The sequence below is a fragment of the Arachnia propionica genome (genome assembly GCF_003859805.1).
Lineage (GTDB): Bacteria > Actinomycetota > Actinomycetes > Propionibacteriales > Propionibacteriaceae > Arachnia > Arachnia propionica_C.
This window is the reverse complement of record NZ_RQZG01000005.1, coordinates 36,824-59,654: the sequence shown is the minus strand read 5'-3', so window position 1 is coordinate 59,654 and position 22,831 is coordinate 36,824. Positions and strand designations below refer to the sequence as shown.

At 67.7% G+C, this 22,831-nt stretch carries 22 protein-coding genes and 1 riboswitch; of the genes, 4 read left to right on the top strand and 18 right to left on the bottom strand.

Translation table 11 applies throughout. The features are described from left to right. Positions 1-237: 237 nt before the first annotated feature. From EII34_RS05705 to EII34_RS05640, 14 genes are all read right to left on the bottom strand, one after another. Complete coding sequence (locus EII34_RS05705; protein WP_124843824.1) at positions 238-1,314, bottom strand: GNAT family N-acetyltransferase; 1,077 nt, start codon at positions 1,312-1,314, stop codon at positions 238-240. Then, complete coding sequence (locus tag EII34_RS05700) at positions 1,311-2,381, bottom strand: GNAT family N-acetyltransferase (protein WP_124843822.1); 1,071 nt, start codon at positions 2,379-2,381, stop codon at positions 1,311-1,313. The genes EII34_RS05705 and EII34_RS05700 overlap by 4 nt, the downstream gene beginning before the upstream one ends. A gap of 26 nt (positions 2,382-2,407) precedes the next feature. After that, positions 2,408-3,913, bottom strand: a complete 1,506-nt coding sequence (locus tag EII34_RS05695; RefSeq protein WP_185711197.1) for a S1 family peptidase — start codon at positions 3,911-3,913, stop codon at positions 2,408-2,410. Positions 3,914-4,174: 261 nt separating this feature from the next. Next, the gene (locus EII34_RS05690; protein WP_124843818.1) at positions 4,175-4,531 is read right to left on the bottom strand and encodes an RNA polymerase-binding protein RbpA; all 357 of its coding nucleotides are present in this window, start codon (positions 4,529-4,531) and stop codon (positions 4,175-4,177) included. 33 nt (positions 4,532-4,564) lie between these two features. Then, positions 4,565-4,825 (bottom strand): preprotein translocase subunit SecG, encoded by a 261-nt coding sequence (secG, locus tag EII34_RS05685; RefSeq protein ID WP_260425060.1) that lies wholly within the window; start codon positions 4,823-4,825, stop codon positions 4,565-4,567. 112 nt (positions 4,826-4,937) lie between these two features. Then, entirely contained in the window at positions 4,938-5,711 is a 774-nt protein-coding gene (gene tpiA, locus EII34_RS05680) for a triose-phosphate isomerase (RefSeq protein ID WP_124843816.1), read from the bottom strand. A 1-nt stretch (position 5,712) separates the two neighbouring features. Next, positions 5,713-6,921, bottom strand: coding sequence for a phosphoglycerate kinase (locus EII34_RS05675; RefSeq protein WP_124843814.1), 1,209 nt, complete (start codon positions 6,919-6,921; stop codon positions 5,713-5,715). Positions 6,922-6,999: 78 nt separating this feature from the next. After that, positions 7,000-7,995 (bottom strand): type I glyceraldehyde-3-phosphate dehydrogenase, encoded by a 996-nt coding sequence (gap, locus tag EII34_RS05670; RefSeq protein ID WP_124843812.1) that lies wholly within the window; start codon positions 7,993-7,995, stop codon positions 7,000-7,002. Positions 7,996-8,120: 125 nt separating this feature from the next. Continuing rightward, a complete protein-coding gene (gene whiA, locus EII34_RS05665; protein WP_124843810.1) occupies positions 8,121-9,104 on the bottom strand; it encodes a DNA-binding protein WhiA in 984 nt (327 codons plus the stop codon). A gap of 34 nt (positions 9,105-9,138) precedes the next feature. Continuing rightward, positions 9,139-10,089 carry a gluconeogenesis factor YvcK family protein gene (locus EII34_RS05660; RefSeq protein ID WP_124843808.1) on the bottom strand — a complete coding sequence of 317 codons (951 nt, stop codon included), beginning with the start codon at positions 10,087-10,089 and terminating at the stop codon, positions 9,139-9,141. Continuing rightward, positions 10,086-10,946 (bottom strand): RNase adapter RapZ, encoded by an 861-nt coding sequence (rapZ, locus tag EII34_RS05655; RefSeq protein ID WP_124843806.1) that lies wholly within the window; start codon positions 10,944-10,946, stop codon positions 10,086-10,088. Before rapZ ends, EII34_RS05660 begins: the two co-directional genes overlap by 4 nt. Positions 10,947-10,955: 9 nt before the next feature. After that, entirely contained in the window at positions 10,956-11,573 is a 618-nt protein-coding gene (locus EII34_RS05650; RefSeq protein ID WP_124843804.1) for an energy-coupling factor transporter transmembrane component T family protein, read from the bottom strand. Then, the gene (locus EII34_RS05645; RefSeq protein WP_221620207.1) at positions 11,570-12,262 is read right to left on the bottom strand and encodes an energy-coupling factor ABC transporter ATP-binding protein; all 693 of its coding nucleotides are present in this window, start codon (positions 12,260-12,262) and stop codon (positions 11,570-11,572) included. Before EII34_RS05645 ends, EII34_RS05650 begins: the two co-directional genes overlap by 4 nt. Next, the gene (locus EII34_RS05640; RefSeq protein WP_124843802.1) at positions 12,259-12,849 is read right to left on the bottom strand and encodes a biotin transporter BioY; all 591 of its coding nucleotides are present in this window, start codon (positions 12,847-12,849) and stop codon (positions 12,259-12,261) included. The genes EII34_RS05645 and EII34_RS05640 overlap by 4 nt, the downstream gene beginning before the upstream one ends. Positions 12,850-12,943: 94 nt before the next feature. Here EII34_RS05640 and EII34_RS05635 point away from each other — a divergent pair, with 94 nt between their 5' ends. From EII34_RS05635 to EII34_RS05620, 4 genes are all read left to right on the top strand, one after another. Then, positions 12,944-14,116: an MFS transporter gene (locus EII34_RS05635; protein ID WP_124843800.1), complete on the top strand. Its 1,173-nt coding sequence runs from the start codon at positions 12,944-12,946 to the stop codon at positions 14,114-14,116. Between the two features lie 175 nt (positions 14,117-14,291). Continuing rightward, a complete protein-coding gene (locus tag EII34_RS05630; protein WP_124843798.1) occupies positions 14,292-15,581 on the top strand; it encodes an extracellular solute-binding protein in 1,290 nt (429 codons plus the stop codon). A gap of 2 nt (positions 15,582-15,583) precedes the next feature. After that, positions 15,584-16,480: a carbohydrate ABC transporter permease gene (locus EII34_RS05625; RefSeq protein ID WP_124843796.1), complete on the top strand. Its 897-nt coding sequence runs from the start codon at positions 15,584-15,586 to the stop codon at positions 16,478-16,480. Next, a complete protein-coding gene (locus EII34_RS05620; RefSeq protein WP_124843794.1) occupies positions 16,480-17,313 on the top strand; it encodes a carbohydrate ABC transporter permease in 834 nt (277 codons plus the stop codon). The genes EII34_RS05625 and EII34_RS05620 overlap by 1 nt, the downstream gene beginning before the upstream one ends. A 174-nt stretch (positions 17,314-17,487) precedes the next feature. Here EII34_RS05620 and EII34_RS05615 read toward each other — a convergent pair whose 3' ends face one another. The 4 genes from EII34_RS05615 to uvrC all read right to left on the bottom strand — a co-directional run bounded on the left by EII34_RS05615 (position 17,488) and on the right by uvrC (position 22,830). Further along, positions 17,488-18,555 carry an ABC transporter substrate-binding protein gene (locus EII34_RS05615; RefSeq protein WP_185711206.1) on the bottom strand — a complete coding sequence of 356 codons (1,068 nt, stop codon included), beginning with the start codon at positions 18,553-18,555 and terminating at the stop codon, positions 17,488-17,490. 29 nt (positions 18,556-18,584) lie between these two features. Further along, positions 18,585-19,388: an ABC transporter ATP-binding protein gene (locus tag EII34_RS05610; protein ID WP_124843790.1), complete on the bottom strand. Its 804-nt coding sequence runs from the start codon at positions 19,386-19,388 to the stop codon at positions 18,585-18,587. Continuing rightward, positions 19,385-20,446, bottom strand: a complete 1,062-nt coding sequence (locus EII34_RS05605; protein ID WP_260425059.1) for a FecCD family ABC transporter permease — start codon at positions 20,444-20,446, stop codon at positions 19,385-19,387. The genes EII34_RS05610 and EII34_RS05605 overlap by 4 nt, the downstream gene beginning before the upstream one ends. Positions 20,447-20,485: 39 nt before the next feature. Continuing rightward, positions 20,486-20,676: riboswitch (cobalamin riboswitch) on the bottom strand. Positions 20,677-20,892: 216 nt separating this feature from the next. After that, positions 20,893-22,830: an excinuclease ABC subunit UvrC gene (gene uvrC / locus EII34_RS05600; protein ID WP_124843788.1), complete on the bottom strand. Its 1,938-nt coding sequence runs from the start codon at positions 22,828-22,830 to the stop codon at positions 20,893-20,895. Position 22,831 lies beyond the last annotated feature (1 nt).

Below are 22,831 nucleotides of genomic sequence, written 5' to 3'. Positions count from 1 at the left end.
CAGCACCGTCCGGATCGTCCGGGTGCTTCGTGACGCACCGTGCGTGACCCACCGCCCGGTCCTCGACGACCGCGAGCCAACGTCTGGTCTCACCGCGGGAGAGTTCCGGGCCTGGTCGAGCAGTTCTGAGGGGGTGTGCTGTGGACCGTGGTCCCCGAAGTTCTCCGGCACGTCTGCACGGATCAGTCCTGTCAGGTGGGCTCGGTGGCCTCGGTGGGAAGGTGGTGCTCGACGATCTCAACCATCGGCGTTCCGCACTGCCTGGAACAGCCCCAGCACCCCGCGGCACTCAAAGCCCAGTTCGTCGTTGATCGCCAGCATGTGCTGGTTCTCGTGGGCATTGAAGGTCAACACGGCCGGGGCTTCAGGAACGGCTGCCCGAGCCGCCCTCAGGTTGGCAGCCTTGACCAGCAGGCCCAGGCGGCGGCCCCGGTGTGCTGGCAGCACCAGGGTGTCGCGCTGGTGCACTGGTGAGTCCGGGCGTCCGCGGGATGAGGACAGCTCGTTCAGTGCCACGACCTCACCTGAGGGTACGTGCGTCACGATGGCCAGCAGCACTCGTCTGGTGGCGCCCAGCGCCTCGTAGTGCCGCACCACCCGTTCCGCGTCCCATCGGGACTCGGGCTGGATCAACTGTCCGTGGGGCACGTCCGTGGACATCCTGGCCTTGAGCACCGCGATCCCGGGGCGCAGTTCCTCGGGTGGCACCCCCTCGAGGGTGCGCACCTCGTAGTCGGCACCCGAGCGAGCGCGGGCCTTCAGCTCGGCCCGGCCGAGGTGCGGTGTCGACATGGCGAGGTCCAGGCGCTGGTACCACACCGTCTGGGCCAGGGAAAAGCCGTGCCGCAGTGCCAGCCGAACCCCGGGATGGTCGGCGGCCACCGCTCCCCCGCTCGGTGCCTCGATGCGCTCCTCCCCGGTCGGCACCGGGGACATCACCTCGGCCGCGAGGTGATCCGTGGTCTCCGGAAGGGCGTCGTGGAGTGCCCGGGCCAGTTCGGTCCCGAGTCCTCGGTCCCGGTGCTCCGACTCGACATGGACCAGCACCGTCCCACCGGACGGGTCATCGACGAGATCCACCACGAGACGGGCGAGCCCGACGGGTTCACCGTCGAGTCGGGCCAGCCACCGTCTGACCCGACGGTTGCGTCCTCGTGCATCGTGCCGGGCCTGGACCAGCAACTCGGCGGGGGTGATGGTGGCACCCGAGGTCCCGACGGCCTCTGCAGAGCTGCGGGCCATCATCTCCGTCCAGGCCACCCAGTCGGGGGCCTCGGCGTGGTCCGGGAGGGACAACTCGGTGATGACGATCATGACTGCTCACGGGTGATCGAGAATGATCCCGCCAGGTGGTGGGTCCGGAACCCGAGGGCCTCATTGACGGCCAGCATCGGCTGGTTCTCGGCGGCGTTGAAGGTGGTGACGAGTCGCGCCTCGGGTACGGCGGCGTGGACGGCCTGCAGGTTCGCGGCCTTGACCAGCATCCCCAACCGGTGGCCGCGGTGCTCCGGCAGCACCAGGGTGTCCCACTGGTAGAGCGGGTTCGCCGGGAGGCTGCGACTGCTCAGCAGTTCGTTGATCGCCACCGCCCGGCCCGTGGCCTTCTCGACGGCCAGCGCGATGAAGACCCGGCACACCTCGGCCTGTCCCGAGTAGAACTCGACGACCCGTGCGGCATCCCACTGGGTGAGAACTCGTGGCAACTCCCCCACCGGCTCGTCCACCGACATCCGTGCCTTGAGCACGGCGAGGTCATCGCGGAGTTCGGGGGCGGGCACCCCTTCGAGGCACAGCACCTCGTACCCCCTGGCAGCTGCCCTGGCCTCGCTCAACGCCTGGTCGAGCGGGACGGCAGGATCTTCGAACTCGTAGTGGCCGATCCGTCCGACCTGGCCCAACCGGAAGCCGAAGGACAGTGCCATCTGAACCCCCGGGTGATCCTTTGGCACGGCCCCCGCCCCGCTCGGGGAGGTCAGGATCATCTCGTCACCGCTGGGCGGTGGGGTGCTGATCTCGCTGACGAGTCGGGTCGTCTCCTGCCCCAGGCCCGTCCGGACCCGCTCAGCGAGCTGCCGACCGATGCCACGACGCCGGAGCCCGGGAACCACGAAGATCGTGACGAATCCACCCGTCGGGTCGTCAACGGTGTTGACGTCCAGCACCGCGGTCCCGACCGGCTGGGAGTCCAGCCATGCCAGCCACCGTCGGGTGGCGAACATCGTGTCGGACCGCTCTGCCTTGAGGGCGTTCTCCGGCGTGACCTGTCGTACTCCCTGTCCCAGTTCCTCGTCGAAGGCCAGTTGCCGCAACCGATGAAAGGCCACCCAACTGGTCTCATCGGCCTGTTGTGGGGTGAGGATCTCCTCGATGCTGACGGTCATGGAGCCCAAGGATACGGGGCGGGCACTCACCTCCGGTAGGGCGGGCCCCAGCCCTGCTGCGGGTGGCTCGGAACGGGTACGCGGCGACGTCTCGCCGAGACCATCGCCACGGTCACCACGACCACGAGCAGCACAGTACACACCCCCATGCCGACCATCACCCACAGCGTGAGGTCCGGCTCCTCCTGCTCTTCATGCCCGTGTGGCTCCTCCACCGGTGGTGGCGGGGTCCTGTCACGGCCCTCGTCGATCCCCTGCTGCGACTTCTCGATGAACCCCGACACGTAGGGGTGCCCAGGATACAGCTGCTTCACCTGCTCAAACGTCTCCTTCGCCGTGACGAAGTGATCCACGTAGAAGGCCTCCAGAGCCTCGTTGTACAGCTTCGTGGTCTCCGACTCCTCAGGAATGATGCTGTTGCGCTGAAGTGCCTCCTTCACCACGCTGCCCTGGATCACCCAGGCCTGACCGTCGAGGGCCGCACCCGTCGTCGGGTCAACCGACCCCGCAACCAGAATCCCGATGGCCTCACCGTCGGAGTTGAAGGCCGGGCCACCCGAGTTGCCCCCCGTGGCCGGGGCCTGGGTCTGGAACATCGGCACCTCCTGGCCGTTGACCTCACTCGCCTTGATGGCCGTCACCGATCCCGTCGTGATGGTGGGGGTGTTCTCCGAGTCCACCGTGGCCCCCGGGAAGAACGTCGGAGTCCCCGGGTAGCCGACGATGAACATCTCCGCCCCGGTCACGGTCCGGCTCTCATCCCCCAGCGGGATCGTCGGCAGATTCGTCTCCCCGTCGACCTTCAGGATCGCCCAGTCCGGCCCCGGGAACCCGGCGCCCTTGTCCACGACCTTGGCCGAGACCTCCCGGCCCACCTTGCCGGAGGCACCTGGTTCCTCCAACCGCACCCGCACCTCGTGCCTCACATCGCTGAGCGTCATGGTCGCGGCATAGACCTTGTGCAGCGCACTGACGATCTGCTTCACCTGAGCCTCGGTCCACTGGTCGTCGGAGGCGAACACCTCGAGGTCGGACTTCAGGAACTTCTCCAACGCATTCCTGCCCACCCCCTGGATCAGCTCCTCCTGGGTCTTGTCGACCACGTGCGCAGCGGTCACCACGTACCCGTCCGAGGTGACAGTCCAGCCCGTGCCCACCGCACTGATCTGGGCCTCGGTGCTCCGGGTCTCCCCGGTCGCCACGAAATAGGTCCCCGGCGAGGCCTCGATGGCATCGATGACGGCCTGGGTCACGGCCTCCCTCGTCTCGGGCAGGGAACCATTGCTGACCTGCCGCTTCAGCTGCTCCTCCAGCGCATCCATCGCCGCCTGGTCCAGCGACAGCACCGGGATCGTCGCCTTCATCTGCCAGGTGTCGATCACCAGATGGACCCCCGCGAAGCTCTGATCAGCGATCCGGGTGGCGACGGTGGGCTCAGCCCAGACCGCAAGCGGGCGCACCGTGACCCCCAGGACCACGACGGCCAGGGCGAGCAGCCACCGGAGGACGAGGAGAGGACGCACACGCTGCATGGGGAAAGTCAAGCAGATGATCGGGGTCATCAGCGACCGGGATCAGCAGGTGACGACAAGCGATGGGTCACCCACCACGGGTGGACCGATCGTCGAGGTCGACGTGTCCGCCAACAGGCGGAATCCACCGTGGTCACCCTGGTGGCCCCTGACAACGCCTGGACTCCTCGAACGCACACCCAGTGCATTCTTCGTCGTACCACCGTGCCAGGAGATGATCATGACGATTCTCGCGACGATCCCGGCTCGCCGCGCAGCTTCTCAGAAGATGATCTCCCCGGAGGCCCGACGCTCCCTGAGATGGGCGACGGCCTCGGCCAGGATCTGGGCGGCCTCCGCGTCCGTGCGTCGCTCCTTCACGTAGGCCAGATGGGTCTTGTACGGCGTGATCTTCGGCGGGGGCGGCGGATTCTGTGCATCGGTGTTGGCCGGGAGCCCACAACGTGGGCAGTCCCAGGAATCCGGGATCACAGCATCGGCCGCGAACGCGGGACGTGTCTCATGACCGCTCGCGCAGTAGTAGGAGACGGTGAGCCTGGGCGCCGTCTCACCCCGCTCCGCCTCCCCCATGGGTCCGGCACCAACTCGGCTACCGCGGATGGCGTTGCCACCTGCCACAACTACTCCTCAGGAAATCAGATCGGACCTTGCTCAGGCACTCATGCGATAGAGCACCAACAGTCCGATGACCGTCAGCACCCACACGAGGGTGAGCACCAGGGTGATGCGGTCGAGTCGCCGCTCGGCGGTGGAGACACCGCCCATGGAGGTGGACATGCCACCGCCGAAGAGGTCAGACATGCCGCCGCCACGACCCTTGTGGAGGAGGATGGACAGGGCCAGCAGAGTGCTCAGGAAGATCAGGATGATCGACAGGGTGACAATCGGCCAGCTGACGAGGGGGACAATCACGCCGAGTAGTTTAACCGAGGAGCCCGAGATCACCACATCGGCGTCGTTCCTGCTGCCGCTGACGACATGACCCCCGGCCGCTGTCCGGCCGGGGGTCACCGTCGTGGAGGACTCAGGCGAACAGGACGATCGCTGCGAACTCCTCCGCCTTCAGGCTGGCACCACCGACGAGTGCCCCGTCGACATCCGGCTGGGCCATGATCTCAGCCACGTTGGACGCCTTCACGGAACCGCCGTACTGGATGCGCACCGCATCAGCGGTCGCCTCGTCGTACAGCGTGGCGACCTCCTGCCGGATGGCCCCGCACACCTCCTGCGCATCCGCCGGGGTGGCCACCTCACCGGTCCCGATGGCCCACACCGGCTCGTAGGCGATGACCAGGGAGGCCACCTGCTCAGCGCTCAGACCGGCCAGGCAGCCCCTCACCTGCTCCAGGGTGTACTCGACGTGACGGCCCTCCTTGCGGACCTCCAGACCCTCACCGCAGCAGATGATGGGGACCATCTGGTGTTCCAGGATCTTCGCGGCCTTGGCGTTGATGAGCTCATCGGTCTCACCGAAGTACTCCCGGCGCTCGGAGTGCCCGACCACGACGTAACGCACGCCGAGCCTGGCGAGCATGTCCGCCGAGATCTCACCGGTGTAGGCCCCCGAGTCGTGCTGGGAGACGTTCTGGGCACCGAGACCGATCGGGAACTTGTCGCCGTCGATGAGGGTCTGCACGGTCCGAAGATCCGTGAACGGCGGGATGACCACGCACTCGACACCCGAGGCGTCGTACTCCTTGTCGGCCAGGGTCCAGGCCAGCTTCTGCACGAGCCCCGTCGCCTCGACGTGGTTCATGTTCATCTTCCAGTTGCCGGCCATGATCGGCTTGCGTGCCATGTCAGTTCTCCTTCAGAACGGCGATACCGGGGAGGACCTTGCCCTCCATGAGTTCCAGCGACGCCCCGCCGCCGGTCGAGATGTGCCCGAAGGCGTCCTCGTCGAACCCGAGGGCGCGAACGGCCGAGGCGGAGTCGCCGCCACCGACCACACTCATGCCGTCAACCTCGGTGAGGGCCTGGGCGACGGCCCGGGTGCCGGACTCCAGCCCCGCGATCTCGAACACGCCCATCGGGCCGTTCCAGAACACCGACCTCGCCCCACGGATGGCCTCGGCGAACAGCTTCTCCGACTCGGGGCCGATGTCGAGCCCCATCTTGTCCTCGGGCATCTTGTCGGCGGCCACCACCTCGACCTCACCGACGGTGCGGGCCCCGAAGTCCACCTCGGAGGCCACCCGGATGTCCACCGGCAGCAGGATCTTCTTGCCGGTCTCCTCCGCGACCCTGAGGTAGTTGCGGCAGGCCTCGATGGACTCCTCGTCCACCAGGGAGGTGCCGACGCCCAGCCCCTGGGCCTTGAGGAAGGTGAACAGCATGCCACCACCGATGACCAGGGTGTCGGCCACCTTCAGCAGGTTGTCGATGACCGCGAGCTTGTCGGCCACCTTGGCCCCGCCCAGCACCACGACGAACGGGCGCTTCGGGTCCTCGGTGAGACCCTCCAGCACGTCGATCTCGGCCTGCACCAGCGAACCGGCGGCCGAGGGCAGCAGCTTGGCGATGTCGTAGACGCTGGCCTCCTTGCGGTGCACCACGCCGAAACCGTTGGAGACGAAGTGGTCCCCGAACGCCGCGTACTTCTTCGCCAGCTCCTGCCGTTCGGCCTCGTCCTTGGACTTCTCGCCCGCCTCGAAGCGGACATTCTCCAGCAGCGCCACCTCACCGTCGGCCAGGGAGGCGACGACCGCGGTGGCCGAGTCACCGACCACGTCGGTGGCGAGCTTCACCTCGGTGCCGAGCAGTTCGCCGAGCCTGGCGGCGACCGGGGCGAGGGAGTACTTCGGGTCGGGCTCACCCTTGGGGCGTCCCAGGTGTGCCAGGATCACGACGCGGGCACCGGCCTCGCGCAGTTCGTTCAGGGTGGGCAGGGCGGCCCGGATCCGGCCGTCGTCGGTGATGTTCTTGTCCGCGTCCAGGGGGACGTTGAAGTCGCAGCGGACGACGACCCGCTTCCCGGCGAGATCGCCGAGATCGGAGACGGTCTTCATGATGATTCCTTTCGAGTCGGGGTACGAACTGACCCCGCCTACGAGACGAGGTAGACGGGGTCAGCAGGGCACAACTGATCAGAGCTTGGAGCCGACGAGCACGGTCAGGTCGACGAGGCGGTTGGAGTAACCCCACTCGTTGTCGTACCAGCCGACGACCTTGACCTGGTTGCCGATGACCTTGGTCAGCTTCGCATCAAAGACGCAGGAGGCAGGGTCGGTCTCGATGTCCTTGGAGACGATGTCATCCTCGGTGTAGACCAGCACCTTGCCGTCGGCGGCCTTCTTGACGATCTCGTTGATCTCCTCGACGGTGGTCTCACGGACGGCCTCGAAGGTGAGGTCCGTGGCGGAGCCGGTCGGGGTGGGGACGCGCATGGCGTAGCCGTCGAGCTTGCCCTTGAGCTCGGGCAGCACGAGGGAGACCGCCTTGGCGGCACCGGTGGTGGTGGGAACCACCGACAGGGCAGCGGCACGGGCGCGACGCAGGTCCTTGTGCGGGCCGTCCTGCAGGTTCTGGTCCTGGGTGTAGGCGTGGATGGTGGTCATCAGGCCCTTGACGATGCCGATGCCGTCGTTGAGGACCTTCGCCATCGGGGCCAGGCAGTTGGTGGTGCAGGAGGCGTTGGAGATGATGTTGTGGGCGGCCGGATCGTACTTGTCGTCGTTGACGCCCATCACGATGGTGATGTCCTCGTTCTTCGCCGGGGCGGAGATGAGGACCTTCTTGGCACCGGCGTCGAGGTGCGCCTTGGCCTTGGTGGCGTCGGTGAAGAAGCCGGTGGACTCGATGACGATGTCAACGCCCAGCTCACCCCAGGGCAGGTTGGCCGGATCCTTCTCGGCGAAGGCCTTGATCTCCTTGCCACCGACGATGATCGCATCGTCGTCGTAGGAGATCTCCTCAGGGAAGCGACCCAGGATGGAGTCGTACTTCAGCAGGTGGGCCAGGGTCTTGTTGTCGGTGAGGTCGTTGACGGCCACCACCTCGAGGTCGGCGCCCGAAGCGACGAGGGCGCGGAAGTAGTTGCGGCCGATGCGGCCGAAGCCGTTGATTCCAACCTTGACGGTCATGTAGAAGATCCCCTTCGAGAGATACCTGGGTTCATCGACGACACCAGAACGTGGCGCCGCAGACCCTCTGACACCCTCATCCTAGCCGTATCCCCACCGGAGCTGTAGGGGGGTCTCGCCCGGATCTACTGGGGCTCGCGGAGCTCCGGGGGCAACGACGCCTCGGTACCCGGGATGCCCTGCTGCTCGGCCGCCTTGTCCGCGGTGGACAGCAGTCGTCGGATCCGCCCGGCCACGGCGTCCTTGGTCAGGGGCGGGTCGTGCAGTTTGCCCAGCTCCTCCAGACTGGCCTGGCGGTGTTCGACGCGGAGCCTGCCCGCTGCCACCAGGTGCGCGGGGGCATCCTCCCCCAGGATCTCGAGGGCCCGCTCCACACGGGCGCTGGCGGCCACCGCGGCCCGGGCCGAACGGCGCAGGTTGGCGTCGTCGAAGTTGGCGAGCCGATTGGCCTGGGCCTTGACCTCACGGCGCATCCGACGCTCCTCCCACAGCAGGCGCGTCTCCTGCGCCCCCATGCGGGTCAGCAGGTTGGCGATCATCTCGCCGTCACGGATCACGACCCGCTCGACACCACGGGTCTCCCGGGTCTTCGCCGTGATGCCGAGGCGTCGCGCCGCACCGGAGAGCGCCAGGGAGGCCTCCGAACCGGGGCTGGTCACCTCGAGGGCCATGGAGCGTCCCGGCTCGGTGAGCGAACCACGGGCCAGGAAGGCTCCTCGCCACACCGCGACGGCGTCGGCGAGCGAACCGCCGACCACGACGGCAGGCAGTCCGCGGATGGGCCGACGTTGCTGGTCCACCAGCCCGCTCAGGCGGGCCAGGGCCTCGCCGTCACGGACGACGCGGACCGCGTAGCGGGTGGTCCGGCGCAGCCCGGAGGCGTTGATGACCAACAGGTCAGAGTCCAGGTTGTACAGCTCGTGGATCCAGGTGCGCAGTCGACGTGCCGCGGCCGCACAGTCGAGCTCGGCCTCGACGACGATGCGTCCTCCCACCAGGTGGAGCCCACCGCCGAAACGCAGCATGGTGGCGACCTCGGCTCGCCGGGCGTTGGGGTGGGGAGTGGCAACAGCTGCGAGTTCAGCCTTCACCTTCTGCGTCAATGCCATGGGGGCCATCATTCCATGCCCGTGGTGGGACCGACTACCCGATCAGGAGTTCGCTGTAGGCAGCTGCCAGGCGGTTCGGATCATGTCGTGGACTGCCGTCGTGGACACCGACGTCCGCCATCACCACCTCGGCCCCGAGAGATGCCGCGAACTTCGCCAGGTGCCGGTCGCAGGCAGCGAAGCGGCTGTCGGCCAGCACCACGTCCAGCCGCAGGGTCGGGGCGTGTTCCGCGAGCAGTTCGATGTGCCGGGAGGCACTGAACCCATCGGTCTCCTCGGCTGCGGCGATGTTCAGCACCAGGATCCGTCGCGCGGACGTGGTGAGGATGGCGTCACGCAGTTGCGGCACCAGCAGATGGGGGATCACGGAGGTGAACCAGGATCCCGGTCCCAGCACGATGGCGTGGGCCTCCTCGACCGCCGCGACGGCCTCCGGGTGGGCGGGCGGATCCTCGGGCACCAGCCGGACCGCCTGGACGGTGGCGCGGGTCTTCGCGACGGTGGCCTGCCCGGCCAGGGTGCAGATCTCGTCCGGAGCCAGTGGGTCGAGTCCCAGCACCTCCGCCTCGATCTGCAGGGGAACCGCGCTCATCGGCAGCACCCGGCCCCGGGTCCGCAGGAGATCCCCCACCATGTCGAGACCCGCGACGGGGTCGTCGAGCTGCTGCCAGAGTCCGGCGATGAGCAGGTTCCCGATGGCGTGCCCGGCCAGTGGACCGTCCCCGCCGAAACGTGACTGCAGCACACTGGCCCAGGCCCGCCCCGTCTTGTCGTCACCGCACAGTGCCGCCAGTGCCATGCGCAGGTCCCCGGGGGGCAGACATCCCAACTCGCTGCGGAGCCTGCCGGAGGAGCCGCCGTCGTCCGCGACGGTGACCACCGCGGTGAGACGGTCGGTGACCCGTCGCAGGGCCGAGAGGGAGGCGTACAGCCCGTGGCCACCGCCGAAGGCGACGACCTTGGGCAGTTTGCTCAGGGTCTTCATTCCTTCCCCAGATCTCGATGGAGGACACTCACCCCGTAGCCACGCTCACGCAGCCGACTGGCCAGCTCCTCACCCATGGATGTGGAGCGGTGCTTGCCCCCGGTGCAGCCGATGGCCAGGGTGACCTGTCGTTTGCCCTCGACCAGGTAGCCCGGGGCCACGGTCTCGATCACCCCCAGCATCCGTTCCTGGAACTCCTGGGCGGCCTCCTGCCCCAGGACGTATCCGGCGACATCCGGGGACAGACCGGTCTTGGGACGCAGTTCCGGCACCCAGTACGGGTTCGGCAGGAAACGCACGTCGAAGACGATGTCGGCGTCCACGGGCAGGCCGTTCTTGAACCCGAAGGACATGATCGCCACGTGCAACGTGTCGGTGGCATCGGTGCCGAAGTGGTTGGCCACCCGCTGGGCCAGCTGCCTGGCGCTGAGCTTGGAGGTGTCGACGACGATGTCGGCCTCGGCCCTGAGATCGGCCAGCAGTCGGCGTTCCCGCACGATGCCGTCGATGAGTCGATCCCCTCCCTGGAGCGGGAGCGGCCGACGGTTGGACTCCTGGCGTTGGACGATCACCTCGTCGGTGGCCTCGATGAACATGACGGTGACCCGGTAACCGCGGTCCTTGAGCTGGCGGAAGGCCTCCGGGATCTGGTCGAACTGCACCTTGGAGCGCACGTCCACCACGACGGCGATCCGTTCGGTGGCCCCCAACCGGTCCACGAGGATGGGCAGCATCGCGGGCGGCAGGTTGTCCACCACGTACCACCCGAGGTCCTCCATCGTGTGGGCGGCGGTGCGTCGCCCGGCCCCCGACATGCCGGTGATGATGACGATCTCCGGGAACTCCTGATCACCCATGGGAGAACCCTAACGTTCGCCGAGCCCCCTGGCACCCAGCGCCTCGCCGGTGCGTTCCGCATGGGCCACCGTTCCCAGCACCACAGGGATGAGCAGCGCCACGACATTGCGGGAGACCCCCCGGGCACGGGCCGCGTCCCGGGCCTCCTCGAAGAGCCCGAGGATGTAGGGGATGGAGCGGATCATCAGGGCCACGGTCAGCGCGACCCGTTCCGGGTTGACGCCGACGTGGCGCAGAGGGCCGAGGACCGCGGTCAGTGCGTCGAGGATCTCGGTGGTGGGTGTGGTGAGGGTGACCAGGCGCGCCGCGAGGACGGCGACCAGCAGGTTGCCCGGGGCCGTGACCGCGGCGTTCGGGTTGCCCCCGACCAGCTGGAACACAGCCAACATCGCGAGCAGCAACCACATCATCCAGCCGATGCGCAACACCCGGCGGGGGCCCAGCCCGGAAGAGGCGAACAACCCACACAGGAGCACGGCGAGGGCCAGGGTGAACCACCACTGCCGCACGAACAGTGGTGGCAGCACCAGGGTGAGCATGAGCAGGTACTTGACCCCGATGTGGGTCCGGAACAACCACCCGTCGCCCGGCTGGTGGAGCCCGAACAGGCTGGAGTGGACGTTCACGTGGCCATGACCCGTTCGTACCAGGCGATGGTCTCCGCCGGTTCCCCGTCGGCGACCACCCGGCCGTCGTCGATGACGACCACCCGTTCGGCCTCGGCGGCCACCTCCATGTCGTGGGTGGACAGGAGGATCTGTTGGGGCAGCTCGGCCAGGGTGCGACGCAGCCGGACCTTGTTGCGCAGGTCGAGCAGGGTGGTGGGCTCATCGGCGACGATCACCGTCGGCTCCACCGCCAGCACGCTGGTCAGGGCCACCAGTTGCCGCTCACCTCCCGAGAGGTCGTAGATGCTCCGGTGGGCCAGTCCCTCCAGTCCCCGTTCGGCCAGCAGCGCCAGCGCGTGGGCACGACGTTCCCTGCGCGGGAGGTGCTTGCAGCTGAGCTCGATGTCCTCGACGGGGCTGGACATCAGGAGTTGGGCCAGGGGGTCGGTGAAGATGAAGCCCACCCGCGCCCTGACCCTCGCGGCGTCGGCCACGGTGTCGAGACCTCCGACGGTGACGGTGCCCGTGGTGGGGCGACGCATCCCGTTGACGAGCCTCAGCAGGGTGGACTTGCCTGAACCGTTGGCCCCGATCACGGCCACCCGTTGTTCACCCAGCTCGAGGTCGATCCCCTCCAGCAGCACCTTCTCGGAATCATCCTTCATCACGGGTGGGATGACCACCGAGACGGCGTCGAAACGGATCAACGCTGCACCAGCAGGCGGGGGAAGGCCCGGTGGACGGTGTGGGCCAGGATCACCGCGACGAGGCTCTTGAGGGAGTCACCGAGCCAGAACAGCATGTCGCCCGTGAAGGCGGTCATGAAGTTCACCTCCGTCGCCCGCATCACCCCGAGCACACCGAGGGGCAGGATGATGAGGTAGCGCGCGGCCAACAGGCCGATGAAGAAGATCAGCGGGGCGAGGGTGGACAGGCCTCGACGAACCGTCCACACCGCCACGAACCCGGTGAGCAGGGCTGCGAGCGGGAAGGCGACGAGGTAGCCCCCGCTGGGGCCGAACAGGGTGGCGAGACCTGACTTGCCCCCGGAGAAGATCGGCAGGCCCGCCACACCGAGCACGACGTACAGCAGCGTGGCCGCGAAGCCCCGCCAAGGGCCGAGGCACAGACCTGCCAGGGCCACCCCCAGGGTCTGCAGGGTGATCGGCACGGGGCCCACCACCTGGATGGGCGGCACGATGGCGAGCGCTGCGATGAGTGCCGCGAAGACGCCGATGTGGGCCAGGTCCGTGGCCTGGAACGACGCTGGTCGGGAGTTCGAGATGGCGGTCATGACAGCCTCCTTGGTCTGAGTTCCGGACCATTCAACACCGAGCATTGAACAGTGTTCAAGTCACGCTCCCGTCCCACCAACTACACTCCGGCCGGTGGGCCACTTCGTCGAACTTCTCCGCACGCCCGGTCTGGCGCGCGTCATCGTCGCACAGTTGATCGCCCGCCTCCCCGCGGGGATGACCTCCCTGGGGCTGCTGATGCACATCGAGCACCTCAAGGGGAACTACGCCTCGGCCGGGGCCGTGCTGGCCGCCCTGTCGATCGGGATGGCCGTGGCGGGCCCAGTGATCTCCCGGCAACTGCACCGCTTCGGCACCCAGACGGTGCTGCTGGCCTGCCTGCTGCTCTCGACGGCGTCGCTGGTGCCCGTGGTCCTGGCACCCGTGCCGCTGTGGGCCCTGATCCTGCTCGCCGCCCTCGGTGGGGCGACGATCCCACCGGTCCAGCCGACGGTCCGCACCCTCTACCCCACCATGGTCCCGGCGCATCAGGTCCAGGCCCTGTTCAGCCTCGACGCCGCGCTGCAGGAGATCATCTGGGTGCTCGGCCCGGTTCTGGTCACCACCCTGGCCGTCACCCTGGGAACCGCGACCGCGATGATCACGATCCTGGTCATCCAGGTGGTGGGAGGGCTCCTGTTCATCCTCGACCCGGCGGTCCGGGGCCTTCGGATCCCAGCCTCGACGGGGCGCTTCGGAAGCGTCCTGGTCAACCCGGTGGTGCTGCTCATCACGGGACTGTCCATCCTGGTGATCGGCTGTCTGGCAGCGATGGAGGCCGCGGTCGTCGGGACCTTCGGCAAGGGTTCGCTGCTCAGTGGCTACGTGCTGGCGATCTCAGCATTCGGCTCCATGGTTGGCGGGCTCGCCGTGGGTCACCTGATCCTTCGCCGCTGGTCACTGACCCTGCGGCTGGTCGTCGTCGCCGTCGGGATGGGGGCCGCCACGGTGCTGAGTGGTTTCTGGGGCATCACCGCGGCCCTGTTCGTCACCGGCCTCGGCACCGCCCCGGTGATCGCGGCGATGTCCGCGATCATCGCGGGCAATGTCGACTTCGCGGACACGGCCGAGGCCTACGGATGGCTGACCACGGGCCAGCTCGTGGGTGCTGCAGTGGGCTCGGCGGCAGCCGGCCTGGCCATCGACGCCTTCGGTGGAGCCGGAGGCATGGCGACGAGTTTCACGCTGGCGGCGCTCGCCGTCGTGGGGGCTGCGGTGTGCAGCTCCATCTCGAACCGACATCCACAGGAGTTAACGCTGACATGAACAACTGAGATGATCGACTTCTCCCCGGGACTCCCGTCACACCGCAGCTGCGGGCCAGAGTTTCCCCTCAGGTTCTGAATCGTTCCAATGCCTCGACTCTCGACCGAGGTACCGGACATGCAGGCCAGACACCCCGGCGGGGTTGCCCAGGGTGTACACGACAGAAGGGACGACGATGTCAACGATCAACCGACGATCACTGCTGACCCTCACCGCTGGAGCGGTCGCCGGGACGATGGCCGCGTGCGGCGGGTCATCCGGCAAGGACGACAAGGGTGGCGGCACGGGTGGAACCGGCCGGACCCTCAGGGTCTGGTTCATGGAGGGCTCCATCTCCGATGCCGCCGTGACGCACCTCAAGGAGGCCTTCGCCGCGAAGAGCCCCGGCAACAGCCTCGAGGTGGAGGTCCAGCCGTGGGAGGGTGTGATGTCGAAACTGCAGACCGGTCTCTCCTCGGCCACGGAGAGCCCGGACCTGGTCGAGACCGGCAACACCCAGTCCTCCACCTTCTCCAGCGTCGGCGCCTTCGCTCCCGTCGACGACCTCTACGAGGAGCTGGGTGGCTCGAGGCTCATCCCCAGCTTCGTCGAGGCCGGTTCCTGGGAGGGGGTCAAGTACGCGCTGCCGCTCTATGCCGGAGCACGAGGCGTCTACTACCGCAAGGACCTGTTCGACATGGCGGGCATCGCCCAGCCGACCACCCTCGACGAGTTCGCCGACGCCATGGTCCGGCTCACGCAGGCCAACCCCGAGGGAACCACGGACTTCTCGGCCCTGTACCTGGCGGCCGGGGACGAGCACTCGGTGACCTCCCTGTGGTTCGCCGGTGGCGGCGAATGGGCCGTCCGGGAGGGTGACAGGTGGGTGCAGCAGGTCTCCTCCCCGGAGTCCCTGAACTCGTTGCGCCGCATCAAGCGGCTGTTCTCGGAGGGCACGAAGTACGCGGTGGCCTCGCAGGCCTCCCAGCAGTCCTTCGACAAGTTCTTCAACGAGGGCAAGGTGGCCGTCCTGCTCGGCACCGGGAACATCACCGGAAAGATCGATCAGGCACTGTGGGAAGCGGACAAGGTCGCCGTGATGCCGATCCCGGGGCTCCAGGCGGGTGAGGTGGGCAAGACCTTCTCCGGCGGCTCAACCATCGCGATCGCGAAGAACGCCCAGCACCCCGACCTCGCGAAGGAGGCGCTCCGGGTGATCTTCGCCCCCGAGTTCCAGAAGTTGATCGCCGCCGACGGCTGGGTCCCCGGCAACACCACCCACGGCAACGAGATCCCCGGCGCCTTCGGGGAGATCTCCCAGGTGGTGGTCGAGAACTCGAAGCTGACCCCCAACACCCCGCAGTGGGGGGTGGCCGAGGGCAAGAACCTCATCGTCGACTTCTGGACCGAGGTGGCCCAGAGTGATGACATCGACGGTGTCGCGCTCAAGTACGGCCAGCAGATCGAGGATGCGCTGAACTCCTGACGATGAGAAGATCCAAGCATGTGACCCCCTACCTGTTGCTGGCCCCGGCCGTGGTCTTCGTCCTGCTGTTCTCGGGCTACCCCCTGGTCAACCAGTTCATCCTGTCCTTCCACGACTTCGGACTGGCCCAGCAGTTCGGGGCACCAGCACAGTGGATCGGGATCGGCAACTACCTGACGGTGCTCGGTGACCCGTACTTCTGGACGGTGCTGGGTCGTTCCCTGGCGTTCTGCGCCTGGACCGCGGGATGGACGATGCTGCTCGCCCTGGGGCTGGCCCTGCTGATGCGAGAGGCCAGCCCATGGGCCCGGACCCTGCTCAACACGGCCTTCGTCGTGGTGTGGGCGATGCCGATGCTGGCCGCACTGACGGTGTGGCAGTGGCTCGTCGACCCGAACCTGGGGGTGCTCAACTTCCTGCTGGCATCGTTGGGCCTGGAACAGTTCACCGGGTTCTCGTGGCTGGCCCACAGCCCGTGGACCTTCCACCTGGTGGCCTCGGTCGTCATCATCTGGGCCTCCATGCCCTTGGCGGCCATCTCCATCCACGCAGCGCTCACCCAGGTGGACGATGCCCTGCTGGAGGCCGCCCAGATCGATGGGGCGAGCTACTGGAAGCGGCTTCGTCACGTGATCCACCCGATCATCTCCCCCGTCGTGGCACTCATCGGGATCCTGCAGATCATCTGGGATCTCAGGGTCTTCACCCAGATCCACGTGCTGCAGCAGTCCGGCGGCATCACCACGGAGACGAACCTGCTGGGCACGTACGTCTACCAGGTGGGCATCTCCCAGAGCAAGTACGGCATCGCCTCCGCCATCGCGACGGTGATCCTGCTCATCACCGTCGCCATCACCGCGAAGTACATCCACATGCTCTACACGAAAGGAGACGACTGATGCGCCGCAACCGCCTGGCACGAGGCATCGTCAACATCGTGACCCTGGTGGCGGCCGTGGCGTGGGCGTTCCCCGTGTACTGGATGGTCAACTCCTCGTTCCAGCCGGAGCGACACCTGCTGGCCACCCCGCCCCAGTTCCTGCCTGCGCGGCCGACACTGGAACACTTCCAACGGATCCTCACGGATCAGACCTTCTGGCAGGCCCTCGGCATGTCACTGGGCATCGCGCTGATCCTGGTGTTCACCACCACGACGCTGTCGCTGCTGGCCGCACTCGCACTGACCCGGTTCCGCTTCGTCGGTCGCACCACCATGGTCGTCGCGATCCTGGTGATCCAGATGATCCCGGCCGAGGCCACGTTCCTCTCGCAGTACCGGATGCTCGACGGCTGGGGTCTGCTCAACTCCGTCACCGGGCTCTCCCTGCTCTACATCGCAGGCCTGCTGCCCTTCGTGGTGTGGATGATGCGGGGCTTCGTCGCCGGCATTCCCCTGGAGCTGGAGGAGGCCGCGATGGTGGACGGCTGCTCCCGACTGCAGGCGATGCTCAGGGTCACGTTGCCCCTGCTCGCCCCGGGGCTGGTGGCCACGAGTGTGTTCGCCTTCCTCCATGCCTGGAACGAGTACGCCCTGGCCCTGATCATCCTCTCCCGCAACTCCGCGATCACCCTGCCGCTGTGGTTGCAGTCCTTCCAGCAGGGGCTGCGTGGCTTCGACTGGGGTGGCGTGATGGCCGGTTCGGTGCTCATCACCATCCCGGTGATGATCCTGTTCCTGCTGGTGCAGCACCGCATGACCTCCGGCTTCGTCGCAGGCGCGGTCAAGGGCTGAGAGGGTGCGCCGACAAGGGCGCAGCGGCGTACACGAACTGGCGGGTTGCTTGCATGAGACGCAGATGTCAACGCTGCCAGCAAAGCAGAACGGCGATTCGTGCCCAGACAAGAAGCGTGAATCGGCCCTGCCCCCATCACGGGGCAGGGCCGATCCGTGCTCGTCGGGTCCGGCTCAGGGCAGCTTGTCCTGACCGGGAACCTCGGCCGGCATCGGCAGTTTCGTGGTCACCTCGGAGGCCGGGGCGAGGCCGTGCTTCTCGAAGGTCTTGCGCACGTACTCGGCGGCATCGATGTTGATGGGACTCTCCGTCCACATCGCGTACGGCAGGTTGAGGAAGCGTTCCTCCTTGACCGCGGTCAGGTCCTTGGCGGCGGGATGGGCCTTGAGGGTCTCCACCTTCTCCTCGTAGGTCTGCCCGGGGTACTCGACGAAGGCGATGAGGTCCGGGTTGGCGTTGGCGAGTTTCTCCCAGCTAACCTCGACCCAGGTGTCCTCGACGTCCGCCGTGGCGTTGGTCCCACCCGCCGTGGTGATGATGGCCTGCGGAGCCCCGAAGGAGCCGCTGGTGAACACGGCGTCCCTGGCTGAGTCGAAGAGGAACACCACCGGGGCCTTCTCCGGTTTCGGTGCTGCGTCGAGCACCTTGAGACGGGCATCCATGTCCTCGACGACGGCCTTGGCCTCGTCCTCATGACCGGTGAGGGCACCGAGGTTGGTGATGTCGATGCGGACCGCCTCCCAGGGGTCGACGATGCCACGCTCGGTGCCACCCTCCGCCTGACGGCAGGACTCGGTGAGGATGTAGGAGGGGATGCCCTTCTCACTCAGGATGTCCGGGGTGAGGTTCTTGCCCTCGGAGAACCCGTAGTTCCAGCCCGCGACCATGAGATCAGGGGTTGCCGCCAGCACGGATTCCAGCGTCGGGTACTCCGGGGCGACCTCCTTGAGCTTGCTGACGGTGGGTTCACCGTACTTGGCTGTGAGGATCGGCAGATCACGCCCGATGCTGCTCACCGCGGTGATCTCATCGGCGGCCCCTGCCGCCAGGGCGAGCGCGATGATGTTGCCGTCATTGACGTAGAGCTTCTTCGCCGGTCCGGGCAGGGTGAGCTCCTGCTCACAGTTGGTCACGGTGACCCCTGCCGTCGTCTCCGAGGCACCGGCACCCTGCGAGTTGGTTGCCTCGCCGGTCTTCGCCGGGGCCGAGCAGGCGCCGAGGGCAAGGATGGGCACGGTCAGCCAGGCCACCGCCTGGGTACGACGTCGGGTCATCGATCTTCCTTTCCTTCAATGGTTTCATCCGGCACGAGGCCGTCCATGACGAGGTGGGGCACCCCGTCATCGAGCGCTGGGATCTGTCGGGCACGCACGTTGAACGCAACCTCCAGGTTGGTCGGGGTCATGACCGTCGAGGCCGGCCCTGCGGCATGGATGCCGCCGTCGGCCAGCATCACCACCTGGTCGAACCAGCCCATCGCCAGGTCCAGGTCGTGGATGGTGGCGACGACGGTGCGACCACTGCTGCGGATCAACTTGAGGAGGTGCAGCTGGTGATGGACGTCGAGATGGTTGGTGGGCTCGTCGAGGAGCAGCAGATCGGTCTGCTGGGCCAGGCCCTTGGCCAGCATCGCACGGCGCCGCTCGCCCCCGGAGAGCTGGTTGCAGCGGCGCCCCGCCAGCTCACCGAGCCCCACCTGTTCCAGACAGTCGGTGACGATCAGGCGTTCCCTGACCCCCCCGACCTGCCACGGCATGAGGTGCGGCAACCGTCCGAGCGCCACCATCTCGGCCAAGGTCAACTCATCCGGCGGGGTCTCCTCCTGGGCGACGAAGGCCACCTTTCGGGCCCGTTGTCGGGGCCGGAGTGTTGCCATGTCGTCACCGTCGAGGAGCACTCGTCCGGAGGCAGCGGGACGGATGCCGGCCAGCACCCGCATCAGCGTGGACTTGCCCGCCCCGTTGACCCCGATGATGGCGGTCATGGTGCCGGGAGTGATGGTCAGGTCGATGTCGGTGAGGATGACACGTCGCCCGATGCGGCAGACGAGTTCCTCCGCGCGCAGGGTGCTCATGCCACACCTCCGAAGCCGTAGCTGCGTCGTCCCATCACGATGAGGAACACCGGTGCCCCGATGAGGCCCGTGACCACGCCCAGGGGCACCTCCGACGGGGCGACGATGACCCGGCTGACGATGTCCACCCACAACAGGAAGAAACCACCGACCGCTGCCGCGACGGGAAGCAGACGGCGGTGCAGGGAGCCCACCACCATCCGGCACAGGTGCGGGATGACCAGACCGACGAATCCGATGCCCCCGGAAACCGCGACGAGCACCCCGACCAGGATGGCCAACAGCAGGAACAGCCCTTGCCGGAGCAGGTTGACCGGCACACCGAGGGCGGCCGCCGCATCGGGGCCGGAGGCCAGGGCGTCGAGCCAGCCGCTGCTCAGCAGGAGCAGCAGCAGACACCCCAGGACGACGGCGGCGGGCAGGGCCAGCCGATCCCACTGGGCCCCGGAGACACTGCCGAGCAGCCAGAACAGCACCGACTGGGCGGCCCGGGGGTCCGGCCCCTTGAAGACGAGGAAACTGGCGATGGCGGAGAAGGCCGAGGACAGCACCACCCCGGAGAGCACCAGACGGATGGGGGTCAGCCCGCCCTGGGCCATCGCGACGAGGTAGACCGCGAGTGCGGCTCCCAGGGAGCCGAGCAGGGCCCCGACGGAGACCGCCCACAGCCCGAACCCGGACAGGATGCCGAAGGTGATGACGGCCGTCGCCCCGACCGCGGCGCCGGAGGAGACCCCCAGCAGGTAGGGGTCGGCCAGGGGGTTGCGCACCAGGGTCTGCATCCCGCAGCCCGCGATCCCGAGCCCGGCACCGACGATGACGGCGAGCAAGGAGCGCGGCAGACGCAATTCCCACACGATGGCCTCGACGGCCCGGTTGTCGCTGACCGTGCCCTCCAGGTGACTGTGGATCACCTGCCAGATGGCCTCGCTGTCCAGCCGCTCGGAGCCGATGTTGACCGAATACACCACGCTGAGTCCGGTGAGGGCGAGGATGACCACGACGATGGGCAGCGCCAAGTACGCGCCCACCCTGTGGGCCGGTGTGACGTGAGTCAAGGATCACTCCAGTGTCCACGGGCCCATGCGCGAGACCCTCTACCGACAAATCGCGAAGCTGCGGTCTTCGGACTCCGGCTCGCCCTCTCCTGTCGCCTTCCCGGGTCTCCCCAGTGGCCTCACGACAGGTTCGTCACCGTCACCGCTGCGCGTCAGTCCCGGATTCCCACCGGGTTCCCGTGTCAGCTTCACCGGCAGGCTATCAGATCGCTTCGCGCTTGTATTCTTGTGTCCTTGGAGGAACGATGCGAACATCACCTGGTTGATCCCGGCCGCACCGCTCGCGGCGTCAGCCCGCACAGCCCCGCGCCAGCCCACCTTACGTGCCCCAGTGGTCCTGAACCGTCGAAAAAGCGACCCTTTGCGACCACTGGAGCAGGGTGGTCGCGGGATGTCGCAGTGCACATGGCCGGGCCGAGGGCCCTCTGCGGCCACCCAATGATCTCTCAGGTCTCGGTGACCTCGCCGGTGGTGAGGTTGATGGCCTCACCTGCTGTGCCAGCGACCGCCTGGTGCACCGTCGCCGCGAGCTTCGGGCCGAAGCCCGGCACCGTCGCGATCTCCTCGACGCTGGCCTCACGCAGCTTCTTGATCGAGCCGAAGTGGGTGACCAGGGCCTTGCGGCGCATCTCGCCCAGCCCCGGCACCTGGTCCAGGGCCGACGCCAGCATGTGTTTGCTCCTCCGGCCCCGGTGGTGGGTGATCGCGAACCGGTGGGCCTCATCGCGCAGCCGCTGCAGCAGGTAGAGCCCCTCGGAGGCACGCGGCAGGATCACCGGGTACTCCTCGCCCGGAAGCCACACCTCCTCCAACCGCTTCGCCAGGCCACACAGCGCGATCTCCCCGCCGAGTCCCAGCTCGGCCAGCACCTTCGCCGCGGCCAACACCTGCGGGGCCCCGCCGTCGACGACGATGAGCGCCGGGGCGTAGGCGAACCTCCGGGGCGCACCCGTGGTCGGGTCGATGAGCAGTGGGCCGTCCACGTCGTCGCCCCGGCCCCGCTCGTCGAGCAGCCGACCCAGCCTGCGGGTCAACACCTCGTCCATCGCACGCAGATCGTCGGAGCCCTCGAAACTCTTGATGATGAAGCGACGGTAGTCCGACTTCTTCGGCAGACCGTCCTCGAAGACCACCATCGAGCCCACCACCTCCACACCCTGGGTGTGGGAGATGTCGAAACACTCGATGCGCAGCGGCGGCTCGGGCAGACCGAGCGCCTCGGCGATCTCCTCCAGCGCAGCGTTGCGGGTGGTCAGATCGGAGGCCCGTTTCGTGGCCTGCTGCTCCAGGGCCAGCTGGGCGTTGCGCAGCACCGTGTCCAGCAACGTGCGCTTGTCGCCCCGGACCGGCACACGCACCTCCACCCTCGCCCCACGCAGCTGCTCCAGCACGGCCACGAGCTCCGGCTCGGCCGGGACCGAACTCAGCACCAGCGGCGGGGGCAGGTTCTCGCCATCGTAGAGCTGCAGCAGGAACGGCTCCAGCAGCTCCGCCAGATCCCGGTCATCCGCGCGGTCCGCGATCCAGCCGCGCTCCCCGGCGATCCGGCCTGCCCGCACGTGGAAGATCTGCACCGCGACCTGTTGACCGTCATCAGCGAAACCCACCACATCGCACACGGCGTCATCGGCGAGGACGACGGTGCTGCGTTCCCTGGCCTTCGTCAGGCCCGCCAGCTGGTCACGCAGCACCGCGGCCCGCTCGAAGTTCAGCTCCGCGGATGCGGTGAGCATCTCCTGCTCCAACTCCGCGACGATCCGCTCGGAATCCCCCGCCATGAACCGGCAGAACCCCTCGGCGAGCTCCCGGTGCTGCTCCGGTCCCACCCGGCCCACGCACGGCGCGGAGCACTTCCCGATGTCCCCCAGCAGGCAGGCCCGTCCGGAGTCCTGTGCCCGCTTGAACGCCCCGTCGCTGCAGGACCGCATCGGGAACACCCGAAGCAGCGCGTCGACGGTCTCCCGGATCGCCCACGCCTGCCCGAACGGCCCGAAGTACCGGGTGCCCCGTCGCTTCGCCCCACGCCCCACGAAAACCCGCGGGAAGCGGTCACTCCAGGTGACCGCGAGCCACGGGTACGACTTGTCGTCGCGGTACTTGACGTTGAACCGCGGGTCGAACTGCTTGATCCACGTGTACTCCAGCTGGAGGGCCTCAAGCTCTCCTGCCACCACCGTCCACTCCACCCTGGCCGCTGTGCGCACCATCGTCTGGGTGCGGAAGTGCAGCGATGCCGGGTCGGCGAAGTAGGAGTTGAGCCGGGAGCGCAGGTTCTTGGCCTTCCCGACGTAGATGACGTTGCCGAAGGCGTCGAAGAAGCGGTACACCCCCGGCTCGGTGGGGATGCTGCCCGGCCTGGGCCGGTAACTGGCCGGGTCAGCCACG